The sequence below is a fragment of the Cytobacillus pseudoceanisediminis genome (genome assembly GCF_023516215.1).
GTDB classification, from domain to species: Bacteria; Bacillota; Bacilli; order Bacillales; family Cytobacillaceae; genus Cytobacillus; species Cytobacillus pseudoceanisediminis.
The window spans coordinates 4,434,574-4,459,099 of the sequence record NZ_CP097349.1; the positions used below are offsets into that span (position 1 = coordinate 4,434,574).

Below are 24,526 nucleotides of genomic sequence, written 5' to 3' on the forward strand. Positions count from 1 at the left end.
ACAATGAATAGAACCATGATCACAGCAACGAATACTCTGGCACAGCTGCAGAAGCAGATGGATATTGTCAGTCATAATGTGGCCAACATTGATACAGCGGGCTATAAAAGAAGAGAAGCCAATTTTACCGATTTGCTTTTTCAACAGTTCAATAATCAGCGGAATCCGAATGCGGAGACCGCAAGACTAACACCTGCAGGCATCAGGCAAGGTGTAGGGGCAAAGCTCGCGCAATCCCAAATTGTCATGAAGCAGGGTGCCTTAAAGGCAACCGAACGGCCGCTTGATCTAGCCTTCACAAAAGAAGGGCAGTATTTTCGTGTGCTCGAGCAGACCGAAGAGGGAGCAGCTGTGCGTTTTACCAGATCAGGCGCCTTTTATTTAACACCGGTTTCAGATAATGAGACCATGCTTGTAACAGGTGACGGACTTCCTGTTCTTGATGAAAATAATAATTCGATTATAATAAATGGACAAGCTAAAAATTTTAAAGTGACCGAAACAGGGAGCTTTTTGGCAGAAGCAGCCAATGGTTCCATCCAGGAATTCAATCTTGGAGTGGTTCTGATTAACAAGCCTCAATTCCTGGAGCAAAAAGGGGATAATCTTCTTGGCCTTCCTGATGGAGTTGACGGCGAGGGGATCTATACAGAGCTGAATGGTGCGCTCCGCGGCCAGATAGGAATGGCCCAGGGTTCCCTTGAACAATCCAATGTGGATATGTCCAAGGAAATGACAGATTTGATCAACCTGCAGCGGGCATATCAGTTTCAGTCAAGATCTGTCTCCATGGCTGATCAAATGATGGGGCTGATCAACGGAATACGTTAGGTAAAAGGGGAAATAAAATGTCAGTAAACAACAGTAATCAAGAAGCAGTCAAGACGCGTGAACAACTGAAAAAAGAACACAGCAAAGAAGAATCACCGCGTGAAGGGCGTGTTCGCATTCGCCTCATTCCGATCTGGCTTCGGATTATTATTGTCGTGCTTTTAATTTTCCTGAGCGTTACGGCTGGAGCTGCGGTCGGGTATGGAGTCATCGGCGGCGGGGAAGTAAAGGATATTTTTACAAAGTCCACATGGATGCATATTGTGGAGTTAGTTGAAAAAGAATAGAAAATGAAGAGGAGGGCGATGATGCCCTTCTTTTTTGTTTCCACTTTGCGTTCGCCCATTTTTTTAGTAAAATAAATATAAGCTATTATTAGTATCTGGTACTAAATACTGCAGGGGAGCGATACATATGAAGTTGAATGTTGAAGAAATTAAAGAAATAATCCCTCACCGATACCCATTTCTGTTTGTGGATTCCATTGAAGAGCTTGAGCCTGGAAAAAGAGCTGTCGGCAAAAAGAATGTAAGTGCCAACGAGGAAGTGTTCAATGGGCATTTCCCGAATTACAATGTATTTCCAGGATGCCTGACACTTGAAGCCTGTGCACAGACAGGTGCTGTTGCCCTGCTGTCATTGGATGAATATAAAGGAAAGCTTGCCTTTTTTGCCGGTGTGGAGAAATGCCGCTGGAAACGCCAGGTGCGGCCGGGCGATACACTCATCATGGAAGTCGAACTGCTCTCCGTCCGCAGGGGAATCGGAAAAGGAAAAGCCGTTGCGACTGTAGAGGGCGAAGTGGCGATGGAAGCTGAAATTATGTTTGCAATTGAAAGGTAATGATAAAACAAATCCCGTACGAAGCGTACGGGATTTTTTCTGTAAAAAAATATGCAAGTTGTTTCGGTTTTTGGGAAATATAAAGGAAGACCAATGCAGCAGGTCAACAATAAAACCCTATGAAAGGAGCTTTTACGATGAATAAAAAGCTTTTAACACTTATCGGAGGATCTGTTCTTTCTGCCATGCTTCTAGCAGGCTGTGCCACAGATAACCAGGATCCGCCGCCGGAAGATGATACAATTACGGAGGATAATGGAAACGTAGATGAAGGCGGTATGAACGGTGACAACGGCGATATGACTAATGATCTGAACGAAAATACGGATGACAACGATATCAACACAGATGATGACGGCGACATGATGGAAGATAACAACGAGCCGGGCGAAGATGCAATCGAAGATAACAAAGATATGCAGGATAAAGATAATAAAGATAAGTAAAAAGGCAAGGACAGGGGTGAACCTGTCCTTTTCTAAAGAAAAACTCCCGTCATGATTGAGCGGGAGTTTCTTTATTTTCCTTTTTGGCAGCAGCCAGGCGCGGCTTGCTTTGCATCTTACCCTTGAATTCATCAAGCAGGCTGTCTCCAATAAAGCCCTTTTCCAGGAGGTCCTGAAGCAGCAGTTCGGCATAATCATTTTTTGTTCTTTTGAGTGATCCTTCAAAAAGGATGCTGATATGGTTTTCCAGTTCACTGATAGAGGTAATTTTAGTTTGGAATGCGGCTGGATCGTTTTCTTTTTCGTAATAACAACTTGGATGGTCAGCTCGTCCTTGTCATCAGCGCGCTTTTTGAAGTACTCAAGATAGGATTTATCAATAAATGCCTCCAGGAGCCAGGTGCTCTTCTCGTCTTCTTTATTGATAATCAACCCATCATCCAGTTGAATATCAATCAGGCCATTTTCTTCCACTAATTGCAGAGAAACAAGTTTAAATGTTTTCATGGCTTACCTCCATCTCTAAAATAAGTTGTTTTATAAAAAATTATAACACAGGCCAAACTGAAAGCGAATTTGAGGGTTTGTCGAATTTTCTTATTTTGTATGTTGAAAATAAGATTTTAGGTGCTGTTTTTTGCGGAAAAGAGGCTGAAAAATGAATTTTTATGGTGTTTTTGCCGAAAAAACACTGCAAAAAACTCTTTTTGTCTTTTTTACACAGTGAATGAATTCCGGATATGATAAGGCTATCAAAGAGAGGAGATGAAAACCTATGATTAATCAAGTGACCCTGGTTGGAAGACTGACAAGGGATCCCGAGCTGAAACGGACACAGGAAGGCATTCCGGTGACAAATGTGACGCTGGCAGTAAACCGCCAATACCGCAATCAGAAGGGTGAAATCGATGCGGATTTTGTACAATGCACCTTATGGAAGAAAACGGCGGAAAATACATCCCAGTATTGCCGGAAGGGCACCTTGATTGGGATAACCGGGAGAATTCAGACGAGGCATTATGATAATCAGGAAAAGAAACGCATTTATGTAACAGAGGTGGTAGCGGAATCGGTCCGCTTTCTTGACCGGAAGAAGACAGAAGAATTCCCGGTGACCGTGACCAAGGAGGAACTGCCATTTTGAAAGAAGTGTCTGAAAGAGAAAAGGCATTGGAATATATGCTCGAAAGCCTCATAAAGATGCTCGGTAAATCGAACCAAAGAGTCGATGACTTGAATATACGGGTTCTCCAGCTTGAATCCTTCATTCGTGAAACCGCTATGCAAAACGGTCCCCGGGAGAAATCCGGAAGATTAACCTTCATGAACTGACGGCTTCCCCAACCAGCTGTCCACATATTTTCCTTCCCTATAGAGAATCAATCCTATCCCCAGCACTTCCCCTAAATTTGAAACCCGGTACTCCTGTGCCGGGTTATTTCTAACTCTGTTTGTGAAAACAAATATTACATATGGCCATTAAGAACCAGGGAGGATTTTCACAGAATGTGTCGAATATACTTTTTGAAAATAATAAAGAGGAGGTGCAATTTAGTGGATAAAGGAGATAAAACCGGATACCTGTATTTTCAAACAGCAAATAAAAGATTAAACACCAATCATCAGCCAAGCTTCTTTGATGCACTTCAGCTTATTCAGCTGCAGAGTAATAAATCCTATCATAGAATTCCTCTTAGAAGCCATACTTCACTCACATTTAACGATAAGGAAAGTTTTCTTCACTACAAATTCAACTTCTTATTCGGCCAGGTGGCAATAAACGCCGGGAACAAGAATCCTACATACCAGCTGCTATCCTGTTTCATTATTAAAGAAGGCAGCAAAGTAACTTTTCTGACTCAAAAGCCTAACAAGCCTGAATATGCGATAATAAAAAAACAGCCTTCAAGCCTTTATGCATATCAAGGACTTGAAGACTGAACAAAATTTATGTCAGGTGAACCAGATCTCTCAGCTCATCTGTTGAAAGCTCGGTAATCCAATTCTCGCTCGTAATAATTTGATCATTAAGGGACTGTTTTTTTCGAGCATGGCATCAATCTTCTCTTCGAGCGTCCCGGTGGCAATCATTTTATGGACATGAACAAAGCGTTTTTGCCCAATTCGGTATGCGCGGTCGGTTGCCTGGTTTTCGACGGCGGGATTCCACCAGCGGTCATAATGGATGACATGGTTTGCTGCCGTCAGATTCAAACCGGTTCCGCCAGCTTTAAGCGACAGCAGGAAAACCGGGAATTCATGATCTTGAAAACGGCTGATCATATTGTCCCGTTCCTGCTTTGGCACGCTGCCGTTTAAAAATGGAACGTCGAATCCGAATTGTTTTTTCAGCAAGCGGGCGATCATGTTCCCCATTTCAATATACTGGGTAAAAATCAGGCAGCTTTCTCCCTGCTCATGTACAGCACTGACAAGCTCGCTTAACTTTTCAAGCTTTACAGAACGTTCAAGGACATGCTTAGGCTTCTCCTCTTTTAAATAAAGGGCCGGGTGGTTGCACAGCTGCTTTAAGCGGCTTAATAACTGCAGGATCAGACCTTTACGCTCAAACCCGGACAGCTTTTCGATCTGTGCGAATGTATCCTGGACAAGCTGCTCGTATAGCGAGGCCTGCTCAGCAGTAAGAGGACAATATTCCTTCTGCTCAAGCTTATCAGGCAGGTTCAAGGCCACATCCTCATCCTTCTTCGTGCGGCGGAGGAGGAAGGGACGGATATATGCCTGCAGCTGCCTGACTTTATCCTTGTCATCATCCTTTTCAATCGGCAGTACATAGCGCTTCTGAAACTGCCCGAGGCTGCCGAGATAGCCATGGTTCGTAAAGTCAAAAATGGACCAGAGCTCGGTCAGCCGGTTTTCCATGGGCGTGCCGGTGAGGGCAATATGGTGCTTGCCTTTTAACTTTCGGACAGCCCGCGATTGCTTTGTCTGGGCATTTTTAATATTTTGAGCTTCATCAATTGAAATTGAGCTCCACTCGATGGTTTCAAAATCCTCCAGATCCATATGGGTTAGTCCATAGGAGGTCAGCACAATATCAGACTCCATTACTTTTTCAGAAAAGCTTTCACCCTTCAGACGATTTGAACCGTAATGGAGATAAACATTCATGCCAGGTGCAAAGCGCTCGATTTCCTTCTGCCAGTTGCCGAGGACAGATGTAGGGCAGACGATAAGCGATGGGCCGCTGTCTTCCTCTTTCTTTACCTTTAACAGATAAGAGATCAGCTGAATCGTTTTTCCAAGCCCCATATCATCTGCCAGAATGGCGCCAAAACCATATCGGCGCAGAAACAGCAGCCAGCTCATGCCGAGCTTCTGATAAGGGCGAAGATCACCCTTGAAGCTTGCAGGGACCTCTTCAAGCGGAAGACTTTTGATATCGCGAAGCTGCTTCACCATCTGTTTCCATTGGCGGTTAAGCTCGATCTGAATGCGGGCAAAAGCCTTAGGATTATCCAGCTCGTCTTCCTGCGTGCTCTCGTCAGCCATAAGCTCCTGTTCTATCAAGTCACGGACATGCAATCCTTCTTTTTCCGCTTTCTTCATTAAATCCTGAATATGGCGGACAAAATGGGGATCCAGCTTGATCCAGCGGCCGCGAATGTAGACAAGCCTTCTTTTTTCCTCAACCATACCCCGGAATTCATCCTCTGTTAAATCAACGCCATTCATGCTGAAGCGCCAATCATAATCAAGCATGGACTGAAGCCCGACAAACGAAGGACGGTGGCTCCCGGTTCCTTTCACTTTTGCTTTGACCTTTAGGCTTGCATTTTTCATAGCCTGCCACCACGAAGGAAGCAGGATTTCCACGCCAAGTGCCAGCAGGGTTTCGCTCGCTTCAGTGAGAAAGGTCCAGGCTTCATCTTCAGTCAGTGAAGTGGAGATCATTCCAGGCTTGCCTTCAAGCCATGGGAATAGCTCAAGCCAGCGCTCGATCTCTTTGTCAATAGAATCTTCAAAATCATGCCAGTCGTGGGGATAGTTCGAATAGTCCTTGAAGTCGACAAAGACATCAGAATTATTTTTTCCGCGGAGGAATATCGCCAGATCCCAGCTGGAATCAATTTCCCCGGGCTCTTCCAGCTTAAGTCCAATCGAAAAAGGAGCTTCATTTGATTTAACCCCGATCCATTCCTGCCAGCTTTCTTCATCAAAATAAGCAGCAAGATCCTTTGGTGAGAGGTGCTCACTCCGCAATGCTTCAAGCTTTTCACCGAACTGTGCTTTCGCTTCCTGATTCTGATTCATATAGCCATCAAGGGAGCGGTGAAATAAATCTCCGATAAACTCCCTGACAGGTGAGCCTTCTACAGCCTGGTCCCAAAAGTTTGTGCCGAATTCGGTAACCACACTTTCCGGCAGTGCCCAGCGGAATTGATCCTGTTCCCAGGCGGCGAAATCCGGCATCCATTCTTTTTCCACGATCGAATCGTAAAGAGCATGAGAGGAAGCCAGCAGGATTTCGGCAGTTTCATCCCAGCTCCAATCAATCAAACGGTTGAACTGCTCAGCCGCAAACAGGGTAACGAGCTGCCAGCCGCTTACAGAGATCCCTTTGATTCCGTCCGCATCAACAGCATCAAGCATTGTTCCAAAGAAACTTTCTCTGTGATGGTTAAAAAGAAGCGGCTTCCATTCTTTTGGGGACAGGAGGCGGCCTTCTTCATTGACGGCAAAAATCAGGTAGCGGTCATTGTTTATTGGTTTCACTTTCACATGGAGAAATCTCGTTTTAAGCATCGATTAGCTTACCCCTTTTGCATTCTTCCTGAAAGGCGCGGAGACGTTTCGTTTTTTCAAGCAGCAATTCAAGAAAAAGCTGCCAGTCTTCCTGGCGTTTCAGCTTATTGTACAGCGTGCGAAGCTTTTTCATTTTCCGGACAGCCTCACGGTAATGATCCCTGTTTTTCATATTGATATGGGCAGTGATGGCCTGGTGATAGAGCGGCAGGAGTATGGAGGGTTCCTTTTTGCTGATTTCCCTGATCCGGTCCTTGCCTAAAGAATCAATATCAAAGCCAATAAACGCCTGCAGATCGGCCCACTTTATGAATTCGCCTTTTTCAAAAAGGAGGTATTCATAGTCGCTGTAGCTGTACGGCAGCGTTTCCATCAAGGCTTTCTCGTATAAATCCATTTTGCTGCTTTCCAGGCAATACGGAGAAATAGCCTTGATGGCCATCCTGGTAAAATCCATGCAGGCATAATAGTCATCAGATTGTTTCAAGTAATCCCGTAATTTATGGATAAATGCTTCTGCATAAGGACCCATCCGATTCCAGTCCTTATTGGCTGAAAAATAATCGATCCAGTAAAGCATGTAAGGAGTCATTAAATGATTTGGCACATTTAAAACACTGAGTGCCTGTTCATCATTACGTTCAAGGATATGAAGATGCACATAGCCTGTCACAGACGGAAGGCTGGGCGATTCCTCTTTGATGGAGGATTCCAGCTTCTGGATCTCCGCTTCACGCCATTCTTTCTTTTTAAAAAATGTGTCCATAACAGCCGATATAAATGGGCCCGCTCATAATCCAACCCAAAAGAACCGGTGATCAGCCCGGCGGAATCATCTTTCAGTTTTTCAATATATTGATCGAAAGCGAAGGGAAGGGAGTGCACCGACAGTTTGTTCATTATCTCAACCGAATCTTCCATCAGGGACTGATAGAGATGGCGGTAATAACGGTCAATCAATTCTTCGCCATGGCCGTACTTCCTGCTCAGCGCCATTAGCTTTTTAAAAGAAAAGACATAGCCGACAAGCAGATACAGCAGCTTCCATTCCTGTTCAACCGGTGCTCCCGCTTTCATGCGCCGCAGATAAACATGGAAAAGCTCAGGGAGTACATAGGGACGAGGCTCTCCCTGTTTTTCCAGCAGCTCGGTAAAGCTTTCCTCGAATCCGGCAACCCAGCCGTCGTAACCTGTCTTCATCTGACCGGAGGATTTCAAAAGATCCTTCGCTCTTTGAAGCCCCCAATTCTTGGCTGTCTGCTTTTCCTTTATCGGCTTCCTCCACTCTTCAATCCACATGGACACACTTTTGGCTTTGGAAAGAAGCTGCAGAAATACCGCAGTCTGATGGCGGCAAAAACCTTCAGCCGGACAGGAACACTCGCTCAAATGAATGAACTCAAGATTAAGTTCAACCTTTGCGGGAGTCACATCCTGGACCGTCGCCAAAACCTTATCATCTTCGAAGCGAAGCTGATACACAAGCCCCTGCCGAAAAAGCATCAGCCCCTTCTGCACCAGGCGCGCATCTTCCTCATTCTCTGCCCGCAGTAACCCCTTCAGCTCATTCGCTGCAAACTCTAAAGGCTCCAAAAACCGCTCCGGAATCATTTCACAACCCCCTTGTTGGTGTGGGACAAAGGGACAGATTCCTTGTCCCATCTACCCGTAGGGGACAATCAGCCAGTCCCCATGTTCCAAAGTACATTCCTATATTATAACATTTAGGGCAGTTGGAATGAAGGTGTGCGCTGTTTCAAAAATAGCTGAGGGAAGTTCTTAATGGGAATTGTGCGGGAAAAAAATATCGGAATTTTCGATCCATTTCAAATAAAATGGTATGATGGATTTAATGCTTTATAGGAACTGGGTGGGAAAATGACTGCTGTAAATGCTAGACAACAGGAAGCTGATAAATATTCGCTGCATGATGCCGGCTTCAAAAAAATTATGATTGCGATGACGAGTGCATCCATTTTAGTATTCGCTAATTTATACTTTGTGCAGCCGATTATGCCGCTGCTCGTGAAATCATTTGACATCACATCTGCAGCAGCCGGTTTATCACTGTCTGCTGCTGTGGTTTCTATGATTTTCGGATTGTTATTTTTCGGGTTTCTATCTGATCGAATTGGGCGGGTTTCCATAATGAATATTACGCTTGTTTGCACTATTATTCCGTTAGTGCTTTTGCCCGTTTCGCCTAATTTCGAAACGTTTCTGGTGCTGCGTTTCCTGCAGGGCATTTGTATAGCGGGCCTGCCTGCAGCTGCCATCGCGTATCTAGGGGAGGAACTTGATTCTAGAAGCGTCAGTCTCGGCATCACCATGTATATTGCAGCCAATGCCATTGGCGGAATGGCCGGCCGCATCTTCGTCGGGTACATTGCTGATATGGCCAGCTGGCAGACTTCTGTTTACTTCCTATTTGGATTCTCCATTCTGTTATTCATCATTTATTTTATGACTCTGCCAAAATCTCATTATTTTAAGCCCAGTAAAATATCAGTTCAAAAAGACTTATCAGGCATGGGCTCACATCTGAAAAACACGAAACTTTTCCCTGCGTTCGCGATGGGAATCCTCCTCCAATTCTCGTTTACAGGAGTATGGACGTACCTGCCTTTTTACCTCGAACAGGATCCTTTTAATCTTTCTGTAAAAAATATTTCGTTTACTTACCTGGCATACAGCTTCGGTATAGTTGGCTCCATTCTGGGCGGAAGGCTATCTGCTCATTTTAGGCAAGCTACACTGGTCTCGGTCGGAACTGTCATTTTAATAGGAGGGACCTTGCTTACCAATGTGCACTCTTTATCAGTAATTGTAATAGGTCTATGCCTGACCTGTCTTGGATTCTTTGTGGCGCATTCACTGATGGCGGCCATTGTAAATGAGCGCGCTGCCCATCACAAAGCCGGTGCCTCGAGCATCTATCTCGTAAGCTATTACCTTGGAGTGGCAACCGGAGGGACGCTTGCCGGCCTGGTATGGCAGACTGGGGGCTGGACGGGGATTACGGTGGTTTCCTTTGGTCTGCTTCCGGTTGTGGTGTGGCTGATGGCAGGCAGCAGGAAGGTTCATCGCTGATATGATAGAGGGGCTTCGGACAGACTGAGCGGCAATTTAATCGGAGTCCGAACCCGTGTCGCCTTCGGACATGCTAAGCAGAAATTAGTCAGTTAGAGTCCGAACCGTGTCAGAGTCTGACAGTAGGAATAATCCAGTTGGAGTCCGTACTTTTGTCAGCTTCGGGCCAGCAGAGCAGAAATTTCCTTATTGAAGTTCGTCACAAGGCGGATTTATCGAAAATGAACCGTTCATTTACTAAAAACATTTAATACGAAGCTTAAAAGCCCCAATCCAAAACGATTGGGGCATATTTCTTCCATAAAAACCGCACTGAGATGCCTTCATGTATCATTAAAATCAGTTTATGTGCGGATAGACTCAACTTACTTGCGGATAAAATTTTTTCTGTGCTTATAACCACAATTTACGTGCGGATAGAAATTTTTTCGTGCGGTTAGCCATTTTTAAGACTGCAGACCAACACTCCTGCCTCAACCTAACGGGGATCCCGTTCCTGCCCCGTTTTTAAATCAATAACCTTAACCGGGTTCTCTGGAGCATTGACCGTTTTGCTCTCAGGAGCAGCTTTCCCGTTTTCCACCCAGTCGATAAGCAAGTCGAATGACTGGTGAGCGTAAGGCAACAAAGGCTGAAGTTCTTTATCCGGATCGGCGGAGCTGTTCCAGACAAGGCTGTCAACATGGTTCCCATTCTCAATAGTATACATTCGGTGCAGATCCTGCTTTCCGGCTTTCTTGACCAGCTTTTGATATCCCTTTGCATGAATATCCGGGAATATCAGCGAATCAAGGGAACCAGTGAAAGAGATGAGCGGCACATCTATATCTCCAGTATTGGCCACTTCCTTAATATTTTCTTTCACTTCTTTTGGACGGGTCACATATTTATAATCTTCAAAGACAGAATCAAAGGATCGGTCTCTCACGCCATTAACAAAGTTCAGGTAATTGCTCCAATGGGTACGGCCTGGGGCTTCCGGATCGAAATGGTCCCGATAGATATTCAGCGAGACAAACCAGTATACCTGATCATGATAGGCCCATAGTTTTTCCGATCCTTTGGGCAATCCAGCTTTGTATAGCTCTTTAATCGCTTTCTGCTTTATTTTGCCGCTTCCAAACAAAGCTTCCTCCGCATGATTCACTACGGTGGTCAGAGAACTGATTAAATTTGGCTTTTCTTCCGTCCATAACACGCCTTCCCAATCAACTCCTCCATCAAAAAGACGCGGTTCGCCAGTCTTCTCTGGATGGTCATTTTCAAGGGCATAGCGCACGACGTATCCGCCATTGGAAATTCCCATCGCATATGTAGGAATTTTATGCACTGCCGATACTAAATCGCTCGCCGGGTCAGTAGAATCTGCCGGATCGATCAGACCATCGGAATAATGGCTGACTAAGTATCGCTGTGCGGCTTTCGTAACCTGCCGGAACCGCTGGTGCCATTCTGCTACGCTATCATCCTCAGCGGCTAAGGCATTCTTTACTTTTGCAAATGGATCAGCTGAATCAGCGTCACCCTGGGTGCCTTTATCAATCGCTGCAAAAGCATATCCTTTTTCCAGGACATAGTCGCTGAAAAGCAGGTCGGTTGATGTTTCATTTCTTGTAGCCGGGATTCCCGAAACAACCAGCCGGCCATTCCAGTGATCCGGAACCCTTATGACAAACTGGGCATCTTCAAAAATACCATTTACCTGTGTTCCCGTTACAGAAGAAGGCTTATACATTTGATGCCATCCGGTTCCTTCCTCGGCATTTCCCCAGAGATAAGGAGCAAGACCGATGTTTCCGTAAAGGGTCGCCTGCTGATATTGGAGGGGATTCTTGGTGGTCAGCCAGTTGTTGTTCACACCATCAAAGTATTGTTCCGTTACTGTATGCGCACCAGGTATTATGGCCTGGTTTTCCGCAGCAGTTTGCTCGGCAAAACTTCTTTCCGGAAAAAGTGAAAAGCTTAAAGCAGATGCCAGTGATAACGCAATTAGCTTATTTTTCAGATAAATCAATCCCTTCTGCATAATCTCTTACAGTTCTATTCTACTTTTACTAATTATGGGAATCATGGGTCTTAGTAATTAATTATTTGAATTTTCAGTATAAATGAAAGCAGAGCATTGAGAATTGTGATGACTGACCGATGCTAGTACTATAGCCTTACATGCGGGACAAGTTGGAAGCAATGGGAATTCAAGTAGATATGGGCGCTTTAATGAATTCGAGCTAGTAGCGCAACCGGCCAGCACTTACATGGGACCAGTCCCCTTGTAGGGATATGTTCTGACAACCTTTTTTGAAAAGAGGAAGAGCATGCTTACAACTTATAAGCCTAGTCATTTTAAAAGCACACAGGTTCTTGAAAAAGAAGCTGTTTTGGCTGCAATTGAAAATTCTCTGGCTATGATTGAATTTGATAGTAACGGGAAAGTGCTGTGGGCAAATGAGAATTTTGCCCGCACTGTCAAATATCGTGCAGAAGAAATGCCAAATATGATGCATAAGCAATTTTGCACCCCTGAATTTGCCGCCAGCAGGGAATATCAGGAGCTTTGGAGAAATCTGCGCAATGGCAAAAGCTTTCAGGAAAAAATTCAGCGTGTGAACAAGCAAGGAGATCTTATCTGGCTCGAAGCGACTTACACACCGGTATTTGGGAATGATGGCAGTGTAGAAAGTGTTGTAAAGGTTGCTACGGATATTACAGAAAGGGAAACGAATACAGCGCAGGTAGCATTCCAGCTTCAGGCAATGTCAGAAGCCCTTAGTGAAAAAGCAAAAGCTGGAATTGAAAGAAGCAAAGAGGCAGCTCAGGCAATAGCCAAGCTCGTTTATGAGTCCAAAGGGAACCTGGAAATTCTCCATTCTCTCAAATCACAGACACAATCCATCGGCAGCATCGTAAAAACAATCCGTGAAATCGCGGCCCAAACGAACCTCCTGGCATTAAATGCAGCTATTGAAGCAGCACGTGCCGGCGAACATGGCAGAGGCTTCAACGTCGTTGCCGGAGAAGTGCGAAAGCTCGCAAACCGGGTGCAGGACTCCATCCAGGAAGTCAGTGCCCACATCAAAGGAATATCAGATGAAATCAACAAAATTAGTGACGCAACTCTGCAATCACAGTCAGGCATAAGTGAAAACCAGGTTCATAATGAACATGCTGTATCTGCTTTTAAAGATATCGGGGAAGCTGCAAGAAAGCTGGATGAACAGGCGAAGGGTTTTAAGAGTATTTTATAGGAAAATGTGGGCTGCTTTATAGCAGCTCTTTTTTCTGCAGATAGGAAGAATGGATGAGGCTGGCGAATTTACATATATTCTGTTTATTTTTGATGAGAGAAGATGTTTTTATGAAATATTTCCACAGGACATTCACTTCAGAGTTAAAGGGGAAGATTCATAGAATTGAAAAGGAACTAAAAGAACAAATTGAAAAGCTTCTAAGAGAGAATAAAGCGGCTTTTTCAAAGAAAGGCCTGAAACTCGAGGCTGAATTTAATCAGGAGGGCAGAGATGTTTTCCAGCCTGGATACAGTTCCTCCATTTCACTGGGGATTTCTGATAAAAGAGGGGATCTCATAGATGTAAAAATCATTAAAATTTGGGAATGCGAATACTTTTTTCTTGGAATGCCGGTATCGAAAAAAATCCCTGGAAGCAAGTTGTTTGGGGAGCTTCTGGATGAATCTTCACAAGAAATAACAACGGAGTTAGAACAATGGATAGCTGAATTTTGGGATGAACTTACCAATTAAGAGAAACAGGAGGAAAAAGTATGGGAAATCAATCTTTAAAGCTGCCTAAGGAATTTGAAAAACATCGGAGCGAATTAGAAAAAACAGTTAAATCGTTTGTCTGCATACATGCAGAAAGAGGGGAGACCACACTTTATGAAAGCAAGTTCGGAGGAAAGCCCTACCTTCCAAAAACGAGCGAACATCCAAAGGATGAGCAGGGAAATTATATGAATCTATTTGCGCAAATCAATTTCGAAGAAGTTCCTCACATTGAGCCTATGCCTGAGAGCGGAATTCTTCAATTCTATCTCTCGCCGGCTGATGATATGTACGGACTTGATTTTGATAACCCGGCTGATCAAAAAAATTTTCGGGTTGTTTATCATCCAAATGGCGTGAAAGATGAGTCAGACCTTGTGACAGATTTTTCGTATATGCCTGATTTAGGTGATGAATATGATCCGATAGTCCAGGAAGCAAAGATGATTTTTAACCTTAAGTTCGCTCCTGTACCTGCTGAGGATTTCCGATTTGAGGACATGGTCAAAATTGACTTATTTGAATCCATCGATCATCCGGATTATGAGGATTTATATGAGCTTTACTCCGAGGAATTAGGTGCAGAGGGCCATAAAGTTGGCGGCTATCCCTACTTCACCCAGCAGGATCCTAGAGAAAAAGGGGACCCAACAGGTGATTATAAGATTTTGCTATTCCAGGCGGATACGGACGATGATATTGAGCTGATGTTTGGGGACAGCGGTGTTGCCAACTTCTTTATTAAGGAAGAGGATTTGCGGAAGAGGAATTTTACAGATGTTCTTTATAATTGGGATTGCTGCTAACGTACCAACCCCCAATTATGAGGAGATAACTGAATGGGGGGTTCACATTTGGACAGAAAAAGGATAAACCTGAGCGGCTGAGTCCGAACCTGAAGCGCCCCTTCGGACAGAAGAAGCAGAAATTCGGGCGAGTGAGTCCGAACATTTAGCCCCTTCGGACAGGAGAAGCAGAAACCCGAGAGATGGAGTCTGGACATGGCAAACTAATTGTCCGCGGTGGAAATCAACAGACTCATTTACAAGCGAAACCCCTATCTAAGAAGAATAAAGGAAATTAGCAATATTAAATTGCGGAAAAGTTAGAAAACTCTTGAATTAATAAAAAATAACCGCTACACTTATAATATACAGTTTTTCGTATATTGATTAAAGGTAAAGAGGTATTACATTATGAGCCGTATTTGGGAAAGTTTATATTCAAAGAATGGGCTGGCTGCAAAGTTTATTGCAAAGGAGCTTATTCAGTTTTCAGAGGGAGAGAGAATCCCCCGCGTAAGTGATTTTACGGAAAAGCTATCCTTGGGCAGGGGAACTGTTCAGGGGGCATTAAGAGTGCTGGAAGATTTGCATGCCATAGCTCTTGAATCCAGAGGACATCTTGGGACCTTTCTGAAGAAGAGGGACATCAACCTGCTGTATGAGATTGCCGGCATCGGACCAGTGATGGGCGTAATGCCGCTGCCTTATTCCCGCAAGTATGAGGGATTGGCGACTGGCATTGTCGAAGGGTTTGAGGAAATCAACAAGAAGTCTGGCCTTGCATATATGAGAGGAGCGAGAAGGCGGATCGAATCATTAAAAACCCGGCGCTACGATTTTGCGATCATGTCTCAGCTGGCGGCAGAAGAGGCAGTGCAGGAGTTTGAGGGCCTGGAAATTCTCCATACACTTGGGCCCGAGACCTATGTAACGTCCCATAGAGTCTTTTTTCAGATAGCAAAAACAGCGAGATTACCGATGGCATGAAAATAGGAATTGACTATTCATCTGCCGACCAGGCAAATATTACCCTCCTTGAATGTGAAAAGCACAAGGTTGAACTGATAAAGGTGGACTATATGCAGCTTTTCAATATGCTGAAAAACGGCAGTATTGATGCAGCGGTCTGGAATGCAGATGAAGCGAGGGCGCTAAAAACGTTTGCCTCCTCTGACTTTAAATCAAAAAAGGCAAAGGAACTGGCCATAAAAGCAACCACAGCAGCCATTGTCATAGAAAGTGAAAGAACAAATATCAGGGAACAAATCCAGCTCCTCCAGTTTAATAAAGTGGAAGAGACCCAAAGGCTGGTGGAGGAAGGAAACAAGTATCCTCACTATTAAGAAACTGAAGTTCTAGTTTCTTATCAGCACTAATATACTAAATACTGTATTCTGGAGGGATTTAAACATGGATTTAAATCAATTGAAAGAAAGAATGGACATTCTTTTAGCTTCATCTGTTGTCAGTACCAAAGCAGCTGATATAAGCACGTTAGCGTTTATGCATTTACAGTCACACTTGAAAAAAGATGCCATAGATGGAGCTGAAATGCTGTTCACCCATTTGCCGACAGCTCTGACGAGAATTGAAAAGGGTGAACAGGTTGAGGCTCCCCATCCTGCCTTGCTGGATGAAGTTAAACAGTCACTAGAAGCATCAGTGGCAATAAAAGAAATCGATTACGTACAGCAGCTATGGAAGAATCAGCTCCCCCAAGAAGAAATCGATTTTCTGGTCATACATTACACAAATGTACTGCAAATCAACAAAGGAGGAAATTAAGATGAAAATTGTAGTTGGCGGACAGGTTGATAAAAAAGAGATTGAGAGCTTGATAAAAGAGATTGATAGCAGCATAACAACGATGGTTAAGTCGGATCTGGAGGCTGCGATGGCTGTTAAGACGGGACAGGCAGATTATTATGTGGGAGCCTGCCACACAGGCGGCGGCGGAGCTTTGGCCATGGCGATTGCACTACTCGGCAAGCCAAATTGCGAGACCGTCTCCATGCCAGGAAAAAGCCTGTTGAGGAGAAAATTGTAATCGCTGTCAATGAAGGGAAGAAAGCGTTTGGATTTACAGCTGACCACAAAGAGACCGCAGTGCCTATGATTATCAAAGCTTTAAAGAATAAAAGCTAATCCATTTTATCTGAGGGGGAAATAGAAATGGAAATGACGTTAATTATCCTGATTGGTGCCGTTGCTGCTGTTTTGGCCAATATGAATATTGCGGTTTTCAATGATGGGCTTCGTCCAATTGTCTCCGAACACGTCGAGGGAAGGATGACGAGACGGGATCTTGCCTTCACTGCCTTTGCGATGAGTTTCGGCCTTGTAATCGGATTTGGAATACCTTTTACACTCTCGGCCAGTATCATCCTCGTTCACAGCATCCTGCTGGGAACAGATATTATCGGTTTGCTGACACCGAAAAATAAATGGGGAACACCGCTTGCGGCTGTGATTGGCGGTGCTTATGGAGCAGGGCTGTTAATCGGGCTCGAAGGCTTTGTGAAGCTGTTTGATTATCTGCCGCTTAATTTCCTTGAAGCGATGGGAGCCGTTGGAACACCGGTTGTCGTAACATTTATGGCATTCCCGGCGCTTGCGGTTGCTTTGCAGTTCAGCGTGAAAAAAGGGGTCATAACGTTTATCGTTTCAGCATTAATCCGTCAGCTCGCTGTCTGGCTGAATGAAAGCGGAGTCCTTACGATTTCAGGAACTACAGTAACACTGAACCAGGAAGGAATGGCCCTTATTACAGGAATGATCTTCCTTCTTGTATTTGCCATGAAGGAAAAGGCAGAAGAAGGCTCTTCCATCGACCTTGCCGCAGTATTCAGTGACAAAGTGGCGAAAATCAGAAAAAATGTCGTGTTCTTTATGATTATTGGCGGTCTTATTGCTGCTGCTACGAATCTATGGATCATGGCAGGAGATCCGATTTCTCTAAATCTATTAGCGGAAGGCAAAGCAACAGATGCCGGAATTGCAGCGGCTGCCCGTGCACTAGGTTTTATTCCGCTTGTAGCCAGTACAGCAATTGCAACAGGCGTATACAGCCCGGTCGGATTTACGCTCATTTTCGTCGTCGGATTTTTCTCCCCGAATGTTTGGGTGGCTTTAATCGGCGGGGTCATTATTATTTTCATTGAAGTTATGCTATTAAGTTCAATTGCGAGATTCCTTGATAAATATCCCGGTGTGCGTAATTCCGGAGAAAATATCCGCAGTGCGATGACCAAGCTTCTGGAAGTAGCCCTATTAATCGGCGGAGCAAATGCCGCTAATGCGATTGCGCCGGGGTTCGGATTCTTCTTCATCGCCGGATTCTATTTGCTGAATGAAGCGGCAGGACGTCCGATTGTCCGCATTGCGGTCGGCCCTGTGGGTGCCATTGCAGTCGGAATCATTGCCAATATTTTGGTTGCACTTGGAATCATGAACATACCTCAGTAAAGGAACCAAATAAAGAGAACGGAGTGGACAGCCATGATACAAACCGTACTTGGAAAAATTGCTCCGGAAGAATTGGGGATTTGCTCGGCTCACGAGCATCTCTCCATTGACCTTTCGCGAGTGAAAAAAGATCCGGATACCATACTGGATGATGAACAGGGCATGCGTGAGGAACTGGAGGACTTCTATCGTCTCGGCGGAAGGTCAATGGTGGAAGTGACGAATGACGGCATGGGCCGGGATGCTCATGTGCTAAAAAGGCTGAGCGAGGCAACAGGGGTTCACCTTATTACATGCACAGGCTTCTATAAAGATCCTTATATCCCCCATTTTGCAGACGGCTGGTATGCGGAGCAGTTTGCACAGCATTTTATAAAAGAAGCCAAGGAAGGGATTGCCGAAACGGGCATTCTCCCGGGTGTCATCGGGGAAGTGGGCACTAGCAAAAATGAAATGAAGCCGATTGAACGTGAGCTCTTAATTGGTGCCGCTATGGCCGGAGCCGAAACCGGCCTTCCGGTGACCACTCATACAACGCTCGGAACACTCGGGCTTGAGCAGGTGCAGCTGCTGACAAAGCATGGCCTTCCGGCTGATCAGATCATCATCGGCCATCAGGACCTTAACCCGAATAAAGACGAGGTTCTGGCTGTTTTGGAAACAGGAGCCTATATCGCTTTTGATACGATCGGAAAAAATAATTACCGTCCCGATGAAGAAAGAGCCGCTTTCCTCCTTGATTTCATAAACCTCGGGCTTGAAAAGCAAATTCTTCTTTCAGCAGACTTAACCCGCAAGTCGCATTGGAAGAAGCACGGAGGACCGGGATACGGTCTTGTGCTGGAGACCTTTATTCCAAGATTGAAAGAATCAGGAATTCCGGAAAGCATTCTTCATCAGTTTCTGACCGTTAATCCATCCAGAGCTTTTTCAATAAGGGAGCGATCATAGTGTCCACATATAACCGAGCTGAATTAAAGTACGCAAAATCAGTTTTGCCAAGCCTATCGATACAGGAAGCACAGGAAAAACAATTCAAATTGGTAGACAGAATGAGCCGCTATTTCAAAGGCAGGCAATTTCTTTCAATGGGGGACCTTGGTGTTTCTCCAGCTTATAAGCGTCCGGAACAGACGTATCTTGTGGAAAGAGTTCTGGCGGATTTCTTTGAAGCAGAAGACTGCGCCCTTGTCAGGGGAGCCGGAACAGGCGCGATCCGCAATATTCTAAGCATGCTTTTGTCTCCTGGAGATGAAATGTTCATTCACACTGCACCTGTTTATACGACGACAAAGGAAACGTTAAGGATATTGGGCATTAAAACCGTCCAGGCAGATTACAACCATCTTGAGGAGGTCAGAATGGCCATCAGAAGTAATCAAAATCCTAAAGTTTTCTACATTCAGCATGCACGCCAGCAGCCGACAGATCATTATCAATTAGCCGAAGTCATCAAAGCCGTGAAGGAAGAACGCCCGGATCTTCCAATCGTCGTGGATGACAATTATTGCGCGTTGAAGACAAAGGGAATTGGCGTGGAATTAGGAGCGGATTACTCAACCTTTTCCGGATTTAAGCTTCTCGGGCCGGAAGGAATTGCGGTCATTGCCGGCAAAAAAGAGGCCATCGAACGGGTGCATCACTATAACTACTCGGGCGGCGGCCAGGTTCAGGGCTACGAAGCCATGGAGCTTTTAAGAATGATGACATTTGCACCTGTATCGCTGGCTATTCAAAACGAGCAGGTGGAAGAGCTCTGCCGCCGTCTGAATGAAGGGGCTGTGAACGGGATTCGCGCCGCCTACATGACGAATGCCCAATCCAAAAATGTCATTGTAGAACTCGAAGATCCGATTGCCCAAAGAGTGATCAGCATCAGTGATGAGCATGGGGCGGCCACTCATCCGGTTGGGGCGGAATCAAAATATGAAATTATCCCGATGATTTACCGAGTTTCCGGCAGCTTTTTGGAAGCACAGCCCGAGCTGAAGGAATATGGACTGCGCATTAATCCGATGAAATCAGGAGCGGGCACGATCATCGGCATTCTGGAAAAAGTGATACCTCTTGCAAAAGAAGTGCAGCATCGTTGATACCCGTAAATAAAGGGGGAAACTTCAATGTTTTTAGATGTAACAAGGCGCAGAAATCCTAAGCTTATTCAATCAGGTGTCACTTTGCACCAAAGCGGGCAAATACCCCCGAATACGTACGTGATTGACCTCGATATACTCGGAGAGAATGTAGAAGCTCTGGCAGAAACGGCAAAAAATCATGACTTTACGCTTTATTTTATGAGCAAGCAGCTTGGAAGGCTTCCGTTTATAGGCCAGTTTATAGCAGAGCACGGAATCGAAAGAGCGGTTGCTGTTGAATTCGACGAAGCCAAAACATTGGCAGAAGGCGGCGTTAAACTAGGAAATGTCGGCCACCTGGTTCAGCCGGGGAAAAATCAGTGGCCGGAAGTGCTGTCGTGGAATCCGGAAGTCATTACCCTATTTTCCTTTGCGCGTGCCAGACAGCTTTCTGATGCAGCTGTTCAATCAGGCATGGTGCAGGATGTACTTCTCAGGGTGTATGCAGAAGGCGATATGATTTATCCCGGACAGCAGGGCGGCTTTCGATTGGAAAAGCTGGATGAAGAGCTTCTCGAACTGGCCGGGCTTCCAGGGATTAACATAGCAGGCGTCACGACCTTCCCGAACCTTCAGATATCTCAGGACAGGAGAAGCATGGAGCCGACTCCTAACTTTAAAACCCTCCTAAAAGCAAAAGAGGTTCTGGAGAAAAAGGGCATTATTGTAAAGCAGGTAAACGGTCCAAGTGCGACCAGCTGTGAAACCATACCGTTCCTGGCAGAACAGGGTGTAACACATGGAGAACCGGGACATGCCCTCACCGGAACGACCCCGCTGCATGCTTACCGGAATCTCCCTGAGAAACCTGCCATTGTATATGTAACGGAAGTGTCCCACAAGGATCAGGAGCATTATTACGTCATTGGCGGCGGCTATTACGGACGCTCCCATTTAACCGGGTGTCTGGTCGGAAACAATGAAAAAGACATATTGAGGCAGTATGTAAAAGCAATCGAACCGGCTCCTGAAGCGATTGATTACTATGGCGCGATTGAGAAACCGAACGGTTTTAAGATTTCTGAAGGTGATACAGCTGTTTTCTCTTTCCGTACCCAGGTGTTTGTCACGAGGGCCCATATAGCCCTGGTAAAAGGAATTCAGAGCGGAAAGCCGGAATTGGTTCACTTTGAGAGGAAGTGGTAAGGATGGCAAAAGCAATTCTGCTGGTGATTGACAGCTTTGGCATCGGGGCAATGGAGGATTGTGGAGAGTACAGCCCTGGTGACTGCAGGGCCAATACCTATAAGCATATCCGGGAATCGGTTGATTTTTTAAACATACCAACTCTATATCAGCTTGGGCTGGGAACGCTTGTCGATGGCAAGGCAGCCCCTGCCAATGCTTACGGATGCTCGGCACTGGCCCATCACGGGGCAGATACGTACCTCGGGCATCAGGAAATTGCCGGAAGTTGCCCGAAGCGCTCAAATAAAAGGCTGATGAAGGATATTCATCCGGATTTGGCACAAGCATTAATAGAAGCAGGCTGCCAGGTTGAATACCCATGGGAAGACAGGCCGGTGCTGCTGGTAAACGGTGCCTGTGTCATTGGGGATAATCTTGAATCTTCATTAGGAAATATCATCAATTTAACCGCTGATTTTAATAAAATGCCTTTCCAGGAGTTAAAGAAAGTCGGAAAGATTGTCCGCCAGAACGTAGACACCAGCCGTGTGATTGCTTTTGGAGGACCCTATACAACCATCGAACATATCCTGTCAGTTGTTCATGAAAGAAATTCCGGCCAGTGGGGAGTGGATGCCCCGAAGGCCAAGGTGTACGGCAAAGGCTATGAAGTCTATCACATGGGCTACGGTGTAAACATAGACGGACAATTTCCGATGATAGCTGCCAGACATGGCCTTAAAGTACATCGGATTGGCAAAACGGCCGATGTTTTGCATGGAGAAGGACCTGCAGATCCGATTGTGGATACCGAGAAGGTTTTGCGATCTTTAGAGAAATCTTATTTGGGAGAAAAAGAGGACGCGGCGTTTCTGGTTAATGTACAGGAGACAGACCTGGCCGGACATGCTGAGGATGCCGAATGGTATGCCAGACTGCTGAATACAACCGACCAGTGGCTCGCAGAATTCCTGCCCAAGATGGCAGAGGAGGATCTGATCATTATTATGGCCGACCATGGCAACGACCCGACTATCGGCCATTCCAACCATACGAGGGAATACGTTCCAATACTTGCTGCCGGGAAGCGGGTAAAACCGGTGAACATAGGGAAGCGTAATTCGATGGCTGACGTTGGGGCGACATTTAGCGAGTTTTTTAGATTGCCTGCGACTGAGGAAGGCGAGAGTTTTTTGAAGATGGTTGTAGATTGAGAGAGGTGGAAGCCTTGGGGTTATAAATTCAGATTATAGAGGATTAGACAAAATAGTGGAAGAACTGTTTTATCAGATGATCATGGAGATAGCGAAAAAGGTCTTCTCCTAAATGTCTTATTAAAAAAATAGCTTACCTAATTCGAACAGGACAATCTTTTAGAACAGATTGAATACTCTTGATAGAGGGAGACTTAAAGTTAATTTGAAATAAATAGAGTGTTTTATAAGAGGAAGGCGTCCAGATGATTGGAAGCCTTTTTCGTGTTCAAGATTAGAATGTAACTTTAGACTTTGATAACTGTCCAGCTCCATAAGTATTACTCGATAGAAATTACTCCGTACGGCGAAAAGGGGTGGCTTTTAGGAGGAGGTGCTACCGGCTCTGCTATATGGTCTTATGCGTGGCTAGTTGAACTCCCAAAACTCTTTGTCTAATTAGGCTGGCACCTTGCCCAGTTCTTATGAGCTATATGGTTCAAATCACTTATTTTCTCTATTTCTTTTTCCTTAAAAAGCAATCTGTATTTATGTCTTTTGGTTCATTTATCTAAAAATAAAATATTTTCAATTAACTTTATGGCTTTTGTCTATTAAACTATTTCTTAAGTAACACGAAAGTTTCGTTCTACATAATAATATTTATCTTAGGAGGATGAAAATGAAAAAGATTTCAAAAGCCGTAATACCTGCTGCACTTGCATTATCAATGGTTGCATCTACAACAGCTTTTGCAGACCCGCAATCAAACCCGAATGGCCCTTACATCGAGAATGAGCAAAACATTTCTTTATCCAGCTATATGTCAAATGAAGAGCTGTTTAAGAAGCTTCAAAACCTGGAATCTCAATCTAAAGGCAAAATGAAGCTTGAAATTGCCGGTTACTCCAACCAGTCTCCTGATGGCTACCAAACTGAAGAAGATAAAGGCGAGCCGCTATATGTTGTAAAGTTTGGTGATGCTGACTCCAATAAAAAACGGGTGCTAATTACGACACAAATTCATGGGAACGAGCAAATCGGCACAGAGGCTGCTATCGATATTATTCAAAAATTATCTTCAGGTGCGAAAGATGTAAATGAAATGCTGGACAAAGTGTCTATCTGGATTATGCCTCGTATCAATCCTGAAGGAGCAGACAATCTGTATGAAGGAAAATGGTACCCAACAAGGTATACTCACCAAACGTGGCTGCCGGAAAACATTGACCTTCCAGAAGGAACTGCTGCTCCATGGTATTATAACAGCGATGGAAGCGAAAGAGCTCAAAATAACAATGGGCGTGTAGTTTACGGAATTCCGGGATACGATCAAAATCGTGACTACAATCCGAATTTGAATTTTAGAGTGGAAGACCAGGATAAAGCAGAAGTTGCAGATTTTCTAAATAGCAGAGCAACAAATAATAGTAACTACGGCGGATTCTTTGTAACAGCTGAATCCAGAACAGTAACAAGTGTCTTCCAGGATTTACAGCCTGATGTGTATGTTGATGTACATCACCGCGGATTCAATACCGTCTCTGACGAAGACAATCGCTCTGTTCCAATGCAGCTGGCTGCTGTAGTGGCAGATCCATATATAGATCCATTCACAGGACAACAGTACGAAGTTGATGAAGATGTTCTTAAACTAGGCAAACAGGTAAATGCTCTTGCTTCTCAAACATTACAGAGAGGATTTTCCCACTATGGTGCAGTTCAGAAATATCCTGATGTAAATCTTCCAGGTACTGCACTTGGTGCATTTGCCTTAAATGATGCAGCGATTATGCTAATGGAGATTAAAGGTCAAAGCCAGACTTTAGGCCAAAAACAGGCTGGTATGCTGAAAGAGACGGTCAAGGCTCCTCTTTACGATTTATTCAACGCACTTGCAGATGGATCGATCGATGAAGTAGATCCTGCTGTGTATGACGCTATCCCGGAAGCTTCAAACAGTATCTCAGACCCGACTACAAGAGATTAAGAGTGAAATTTTTAATTGAAAAAGCCCCTTCGTTCAGTTGAATGGGGCTTATTTTATTAAGTTTATCATCTA

Annotated in this window: 21 protein-coding genes, 4 pseudogenes and 1 riboswitch; of the genes and pseudogenes, 20 read left to right on the forward strand and 5 right to left on the reverse strand. The window is 44.8% G+C overall.

The window, feature by feature from the left end:
• The first annotated feature begins 3 nt into the window (after window positions 1–3).
• The 4 genes from M5V91_RS23860 to M5V91_RS23875 all read left to right on the forward strand — a co-directional run bounded on the left by M5V91_RS23860 (window position 4) and on the right by M5V91_RS23875 (window position 2,120).
• The gene (locus M5V91_RS23860) at window positions 4–831 is read left to right on the forward strand and encodes a flagellar hook-basal body protein (RefSeq protein WP_217035385.1); all 828 of its coding nucleotides are present in this window, start codon (window positions 4–6) and stop codon (window positions 829–831) included.
• A 17-nt stretch (window positions 832–848) separates the two neighbouring features.
• Complete coding sequence (locus M5V91_RS23865; RefSeq protein WP_251174291.1) at window positions 849–1,118, forward strand: DNA-directed RNA polymerase subunit beta; 270 nt, start codon at window positions 849–851, stop codon at window positions 1,116–1,118.
• A 127-nt stretch (window positions 1,119–1,245) separates the two neighbouring features.
• Window positions 1,246–1,674 carry a 3-hydroxyacyl-ACP dehydratase FabZ gene (gene fabZ / locus M5V91_RS23870; RefSeq protein ID WP_009332168.1) on the forward strand — a complete coding sequence of 143 codons (429 nt, stop codon included), beginning with the start codon at window positions 1,246–1,248 and terminating at the stop codon, window positions 1,672–1,674.
• Window positions 1,675–1,811: 137 nt separating this feature from the next.
• A complete protein-coding gene (locus tag M5V91_RS23875) occupies window positions 1,812–2,120 on the forward strand; it encodes a hypothetical protein (protein ID WP_251174290.1) in 309 nt (102 codons plus the stop codon).
• Between the two features lie 49 nt (window positions 2,121–2,169).
• Here M5V91_RS23875 and M5V91_RS23880 read toward each other — a convergent pair.
• Window positions 2,170–2,627: pseudogene (locus M5V91_RS23880) on the reverse strand (YwpF-like family protein).
• A gap of 268 nt (window positions 2,628–2,895) precedes the next feature.
• On the opposite strand from M5V91_RS23880, the gene ssb reads away from it, so the two are divergent.
• The 3 genes from ssb (at window position 2,896) to M5V91_RS23895 (ending at window position 4,061) form a co-directional block, all read left to right on the forward strand.
• Entirely contained in the window at window positions 2,896–3,264 is a 369-nt protein-coding gene (gene ssb, locus M5V91_RS23885; RefSeq protein WP_009332165.1) for a single-stranded DNA-binding protein, read from the forward strand.
• 5 nt (window positions 3,265–3,269) lie between these two features.
• The gene (locus tag M5V91_RS23890) at window positions 3,270–3,452 is read left to right on the forward strand and encodes a hypothetical protein (protein WP_226280796.1); all 183 of its coding nucleotides are present in this window, start codon (window positions 3,270–3,272) and stop codon (window positions 3,450–3,452) included.
• A gap of 222 nt (window positions 3,453–3,674) precedes the next feature.
• Window positions 3,675–4,061, forward strand: coding sequence for a hypothetical protein (locus M5V91_RS23895; RefSeq protein WP_009332163.1), 387 nt, complete (start codon window positions 3,675–3,677; stop codon window positions 4,059–4,061).
• A 7-nt stretch (window positions 4,062–4,068) separates the two neighbouring features.
• On the opposite strand, the pseudogene M5V91_RS23900 reads toward M5V91_RS23895, so the two are convergent.
• From M5V91_RS23900 to M5V91_RS23910, 3 genes and pseudogenes are all read right to left on the reverse strand, one after another.
• Window positions 4,069–6,887 (reverse strand): annotated as a pseudogene (locus tag M5V91_RS23900) (DEAD/DEAH box helicase).
• Window positions 6,880–7,653: a hypothetical protein gene (locus tag M5V91_RS23905; protein ID WP_284521529.1), complete on the reverse strand. Its 774-nt coding sequence runs from the start codon at window positions 7,651–7,653 to the stop codon at window positions 6,880–6,882. The pseudogene M5V91_RS23900 and the gene M5V91_RS23905 overlap by 8 nt, the downstream one beginning before the upstream one ends.
• On the reverse strand, window positions 7,557–8,498 hold the full coding sequence (locus M5V91_RS23910) for an SWIM zinc finger family protein (protein ID WP_284521530.1): 942 nt from the start codon (window positions 8,496–8,498) through the stop codon (window positions 7,557–7,559). The genes M5V91_RS23905 and M5V91_RS23910 overlap by 97 nt, the downstream gene beginning before the upstream one ends.
• Window positions 8,499–8,765: 267 nt before the next feature.
• Here M5V91_RS23910 and M5V91_RS23915 point away from each other — a divergent pair, with 267 nt between their 5' ends.
• Window positions 8,766–9,977: an MFS transporter gene (locus tag M5V91_RS23915; RefSeq protein ID WP_251174288.1), complete on the forward strand. Its 1,212-nt coding sequence runs from the start codon at window positions 8,766–8,768 to the stop codon at window positions 9,975–9,977.
• A gap of 478 nt (window positions 9,978–10,455) precedes the next feature.
• Here the strand turns inward: M5V91_RS23915 and M5V91_RS23920 are convergent, their stop codons facing one another.
• A complete protein-coding gene (locus M5V91_RS23920; RefSeq protein ID WP_251266806.1) occupies window positions 10,456–12,003 on the reverse strand; it encodes an alpha/beta hydrolase in 1,548 nt (515 codons plus the stop codon).
• 145 nt (window positions 12,004–12,148) lie between these two features.
• A riboswitch (cyclic di-GMP riboswitch) is annotated at window positions 12,149–12,232 on the forward strand.
• Between the two features lie 60 nt (window positions 12,233–12,292).
• On the opposite strand from M5V91_RS23920, the gene M5V91_RS23925 reads away from it, so the two are divergent.
• The 12 genes and pseudogenes from M5V91_RS23925 (at window position 12,293) to M5V91_RS23980 (ending at window position 24,454) form a co-directional block, all read left to right on the forward strand.
• Entirely contained in the window at window positions 12,293–13,222 is a 930-nt protein-coding gene (locus M5V91_RS23925) for a methyl-accepting chemotaxis protein (RefSeq protein WP_071157188.1), read from the forward strand.
• A 110-nt stretch (window positions 13,223–13,332) separates the two neighbouring features.
• Window positions 13,333–13,737: a hypothetical protein gene (locus tag M5V91_RS23930; protein WP_251174287.1), complete on the forward strand. Its 405-nt coding sequence runs from the start codon at window positions 13,333–13,335 to the stop codon at window positions 13,735–13,737.
• A 20-nt stretch (window positions 13,738–13,757) separates the two neighbouring features.
• Window positions 13,758–14,564, forward strand: a complete 807-nt coding sequence (locus M5V91_RS23935) for a YwqG family protein (protein WP_251174286.1) — start codon at window positions 13,758–13,760, stop codon at window positions 14,562–14,564.
• A 390-nt stretch (window positions 14,565–14,954) separates the two neighbouring features.
• Window positions 14,955–15,886: pseudogene (gene yhfZ, locus M5V91_RS23940) on the forward strand (GntR family transcriptional regulator YhfZ).
• 67 nt (window positions 15,887–15,953) lie between these two features.
• Window positions 15,954–16,328 carry a PRD domain-containing protein gene (locus tag M5V91_RS23945; protein WP_009332153.1) on the forward strand — a complete coding sequence of 125 codons (375 nt, stop codon included), beginning with the start codon at window positions 15,954–15,956 and terminating at the stop codon, window positions 16,326–16,328.
• 1 nt (window position 16,329) lies between these two features.
• Window positions 16,330–16,688: pseudogene (locus M5V91_RS23950) on the forward strand (DUF2620 domain-containing protein).
• Window positions 16,689–16,715: 27 nt separating this feature from the next.
• Window positions 16,716–18,008: a YhfT family protein gene (locus M5V91_RS23955; protein WP_217026567.1), complete on the forward strand. Its 1,293-nt coding sequence runs from the start codon at window positions 16,716–16,718 to the stop codon at window positions 18,006–18,008.
• A gap of 33 nt (window positions 18,009–18,041) precedes the next feature.
• Window positions 18,042–18,959, forward strand: coding sequence for a phosphotriesterase family protein (locus tag M5V91_RS23960; RefSeq protein WP_251174285.1), 918 nt, complete (start codon window positions 18,042–18,044; stop codon window positions 18,957–18,959).
• Entirely contained in the window at window positions 18,959–20,101 is a 1,143-nt protein-coding gene (locus M5V91_RS23965; RefSeq protein ID WP_019380671.1) for an aminotransferase class V-fold PLP-dependent enzyme, read from the forward strand. The genes M5V91_RS23960 and M5V91_RS23965 overlap by 1 nt, the downstream gene beginning before the upstream one ends.
• A gap of 27 nt (window positions 20,102–20,128) precedes the next feature.
• The gene (locus tag M5V91_RS23970) at window positions 20,129–21,289 is read left to right on the forward strand and encodes a YhfX family PLP-dependent enzyme (protein ID WP_251174284.1); all 1,161 of its coding nucleotides are present in this window, start codon (window positions 20,129–20,131) and stop codon (window positions 21,287–21,289) included.
• 2 nt (window positions 21,290–21,291) lie between these two features.
• Window positions 21,292–22,485, forward strand: a complete 1,194-nt coding sequence (locus tag M5V91_RS23975; protein WP_251174283.1) for a phosphopentomutase — start codon at window positions 21,292–21,294, stop codon at window positions 22,483–22,485.
• Window positions 22,486–23,146: 661 nt separating this feature from the next.
• Window positions 23,147–24,454, forward strand: a complete 1,308-nt coding sequence (locus tag M5V91_RS23980; RefSeq protein WP_251174282.1) for a M14 family zinc carboxypeptidase — start codon at window positions 23,147–23,149, stop codon at window positions 24,452–24,454.
• The last annotated feature ends 72 nt before the right edge of the window (window positions 24,455–24,526 follow it).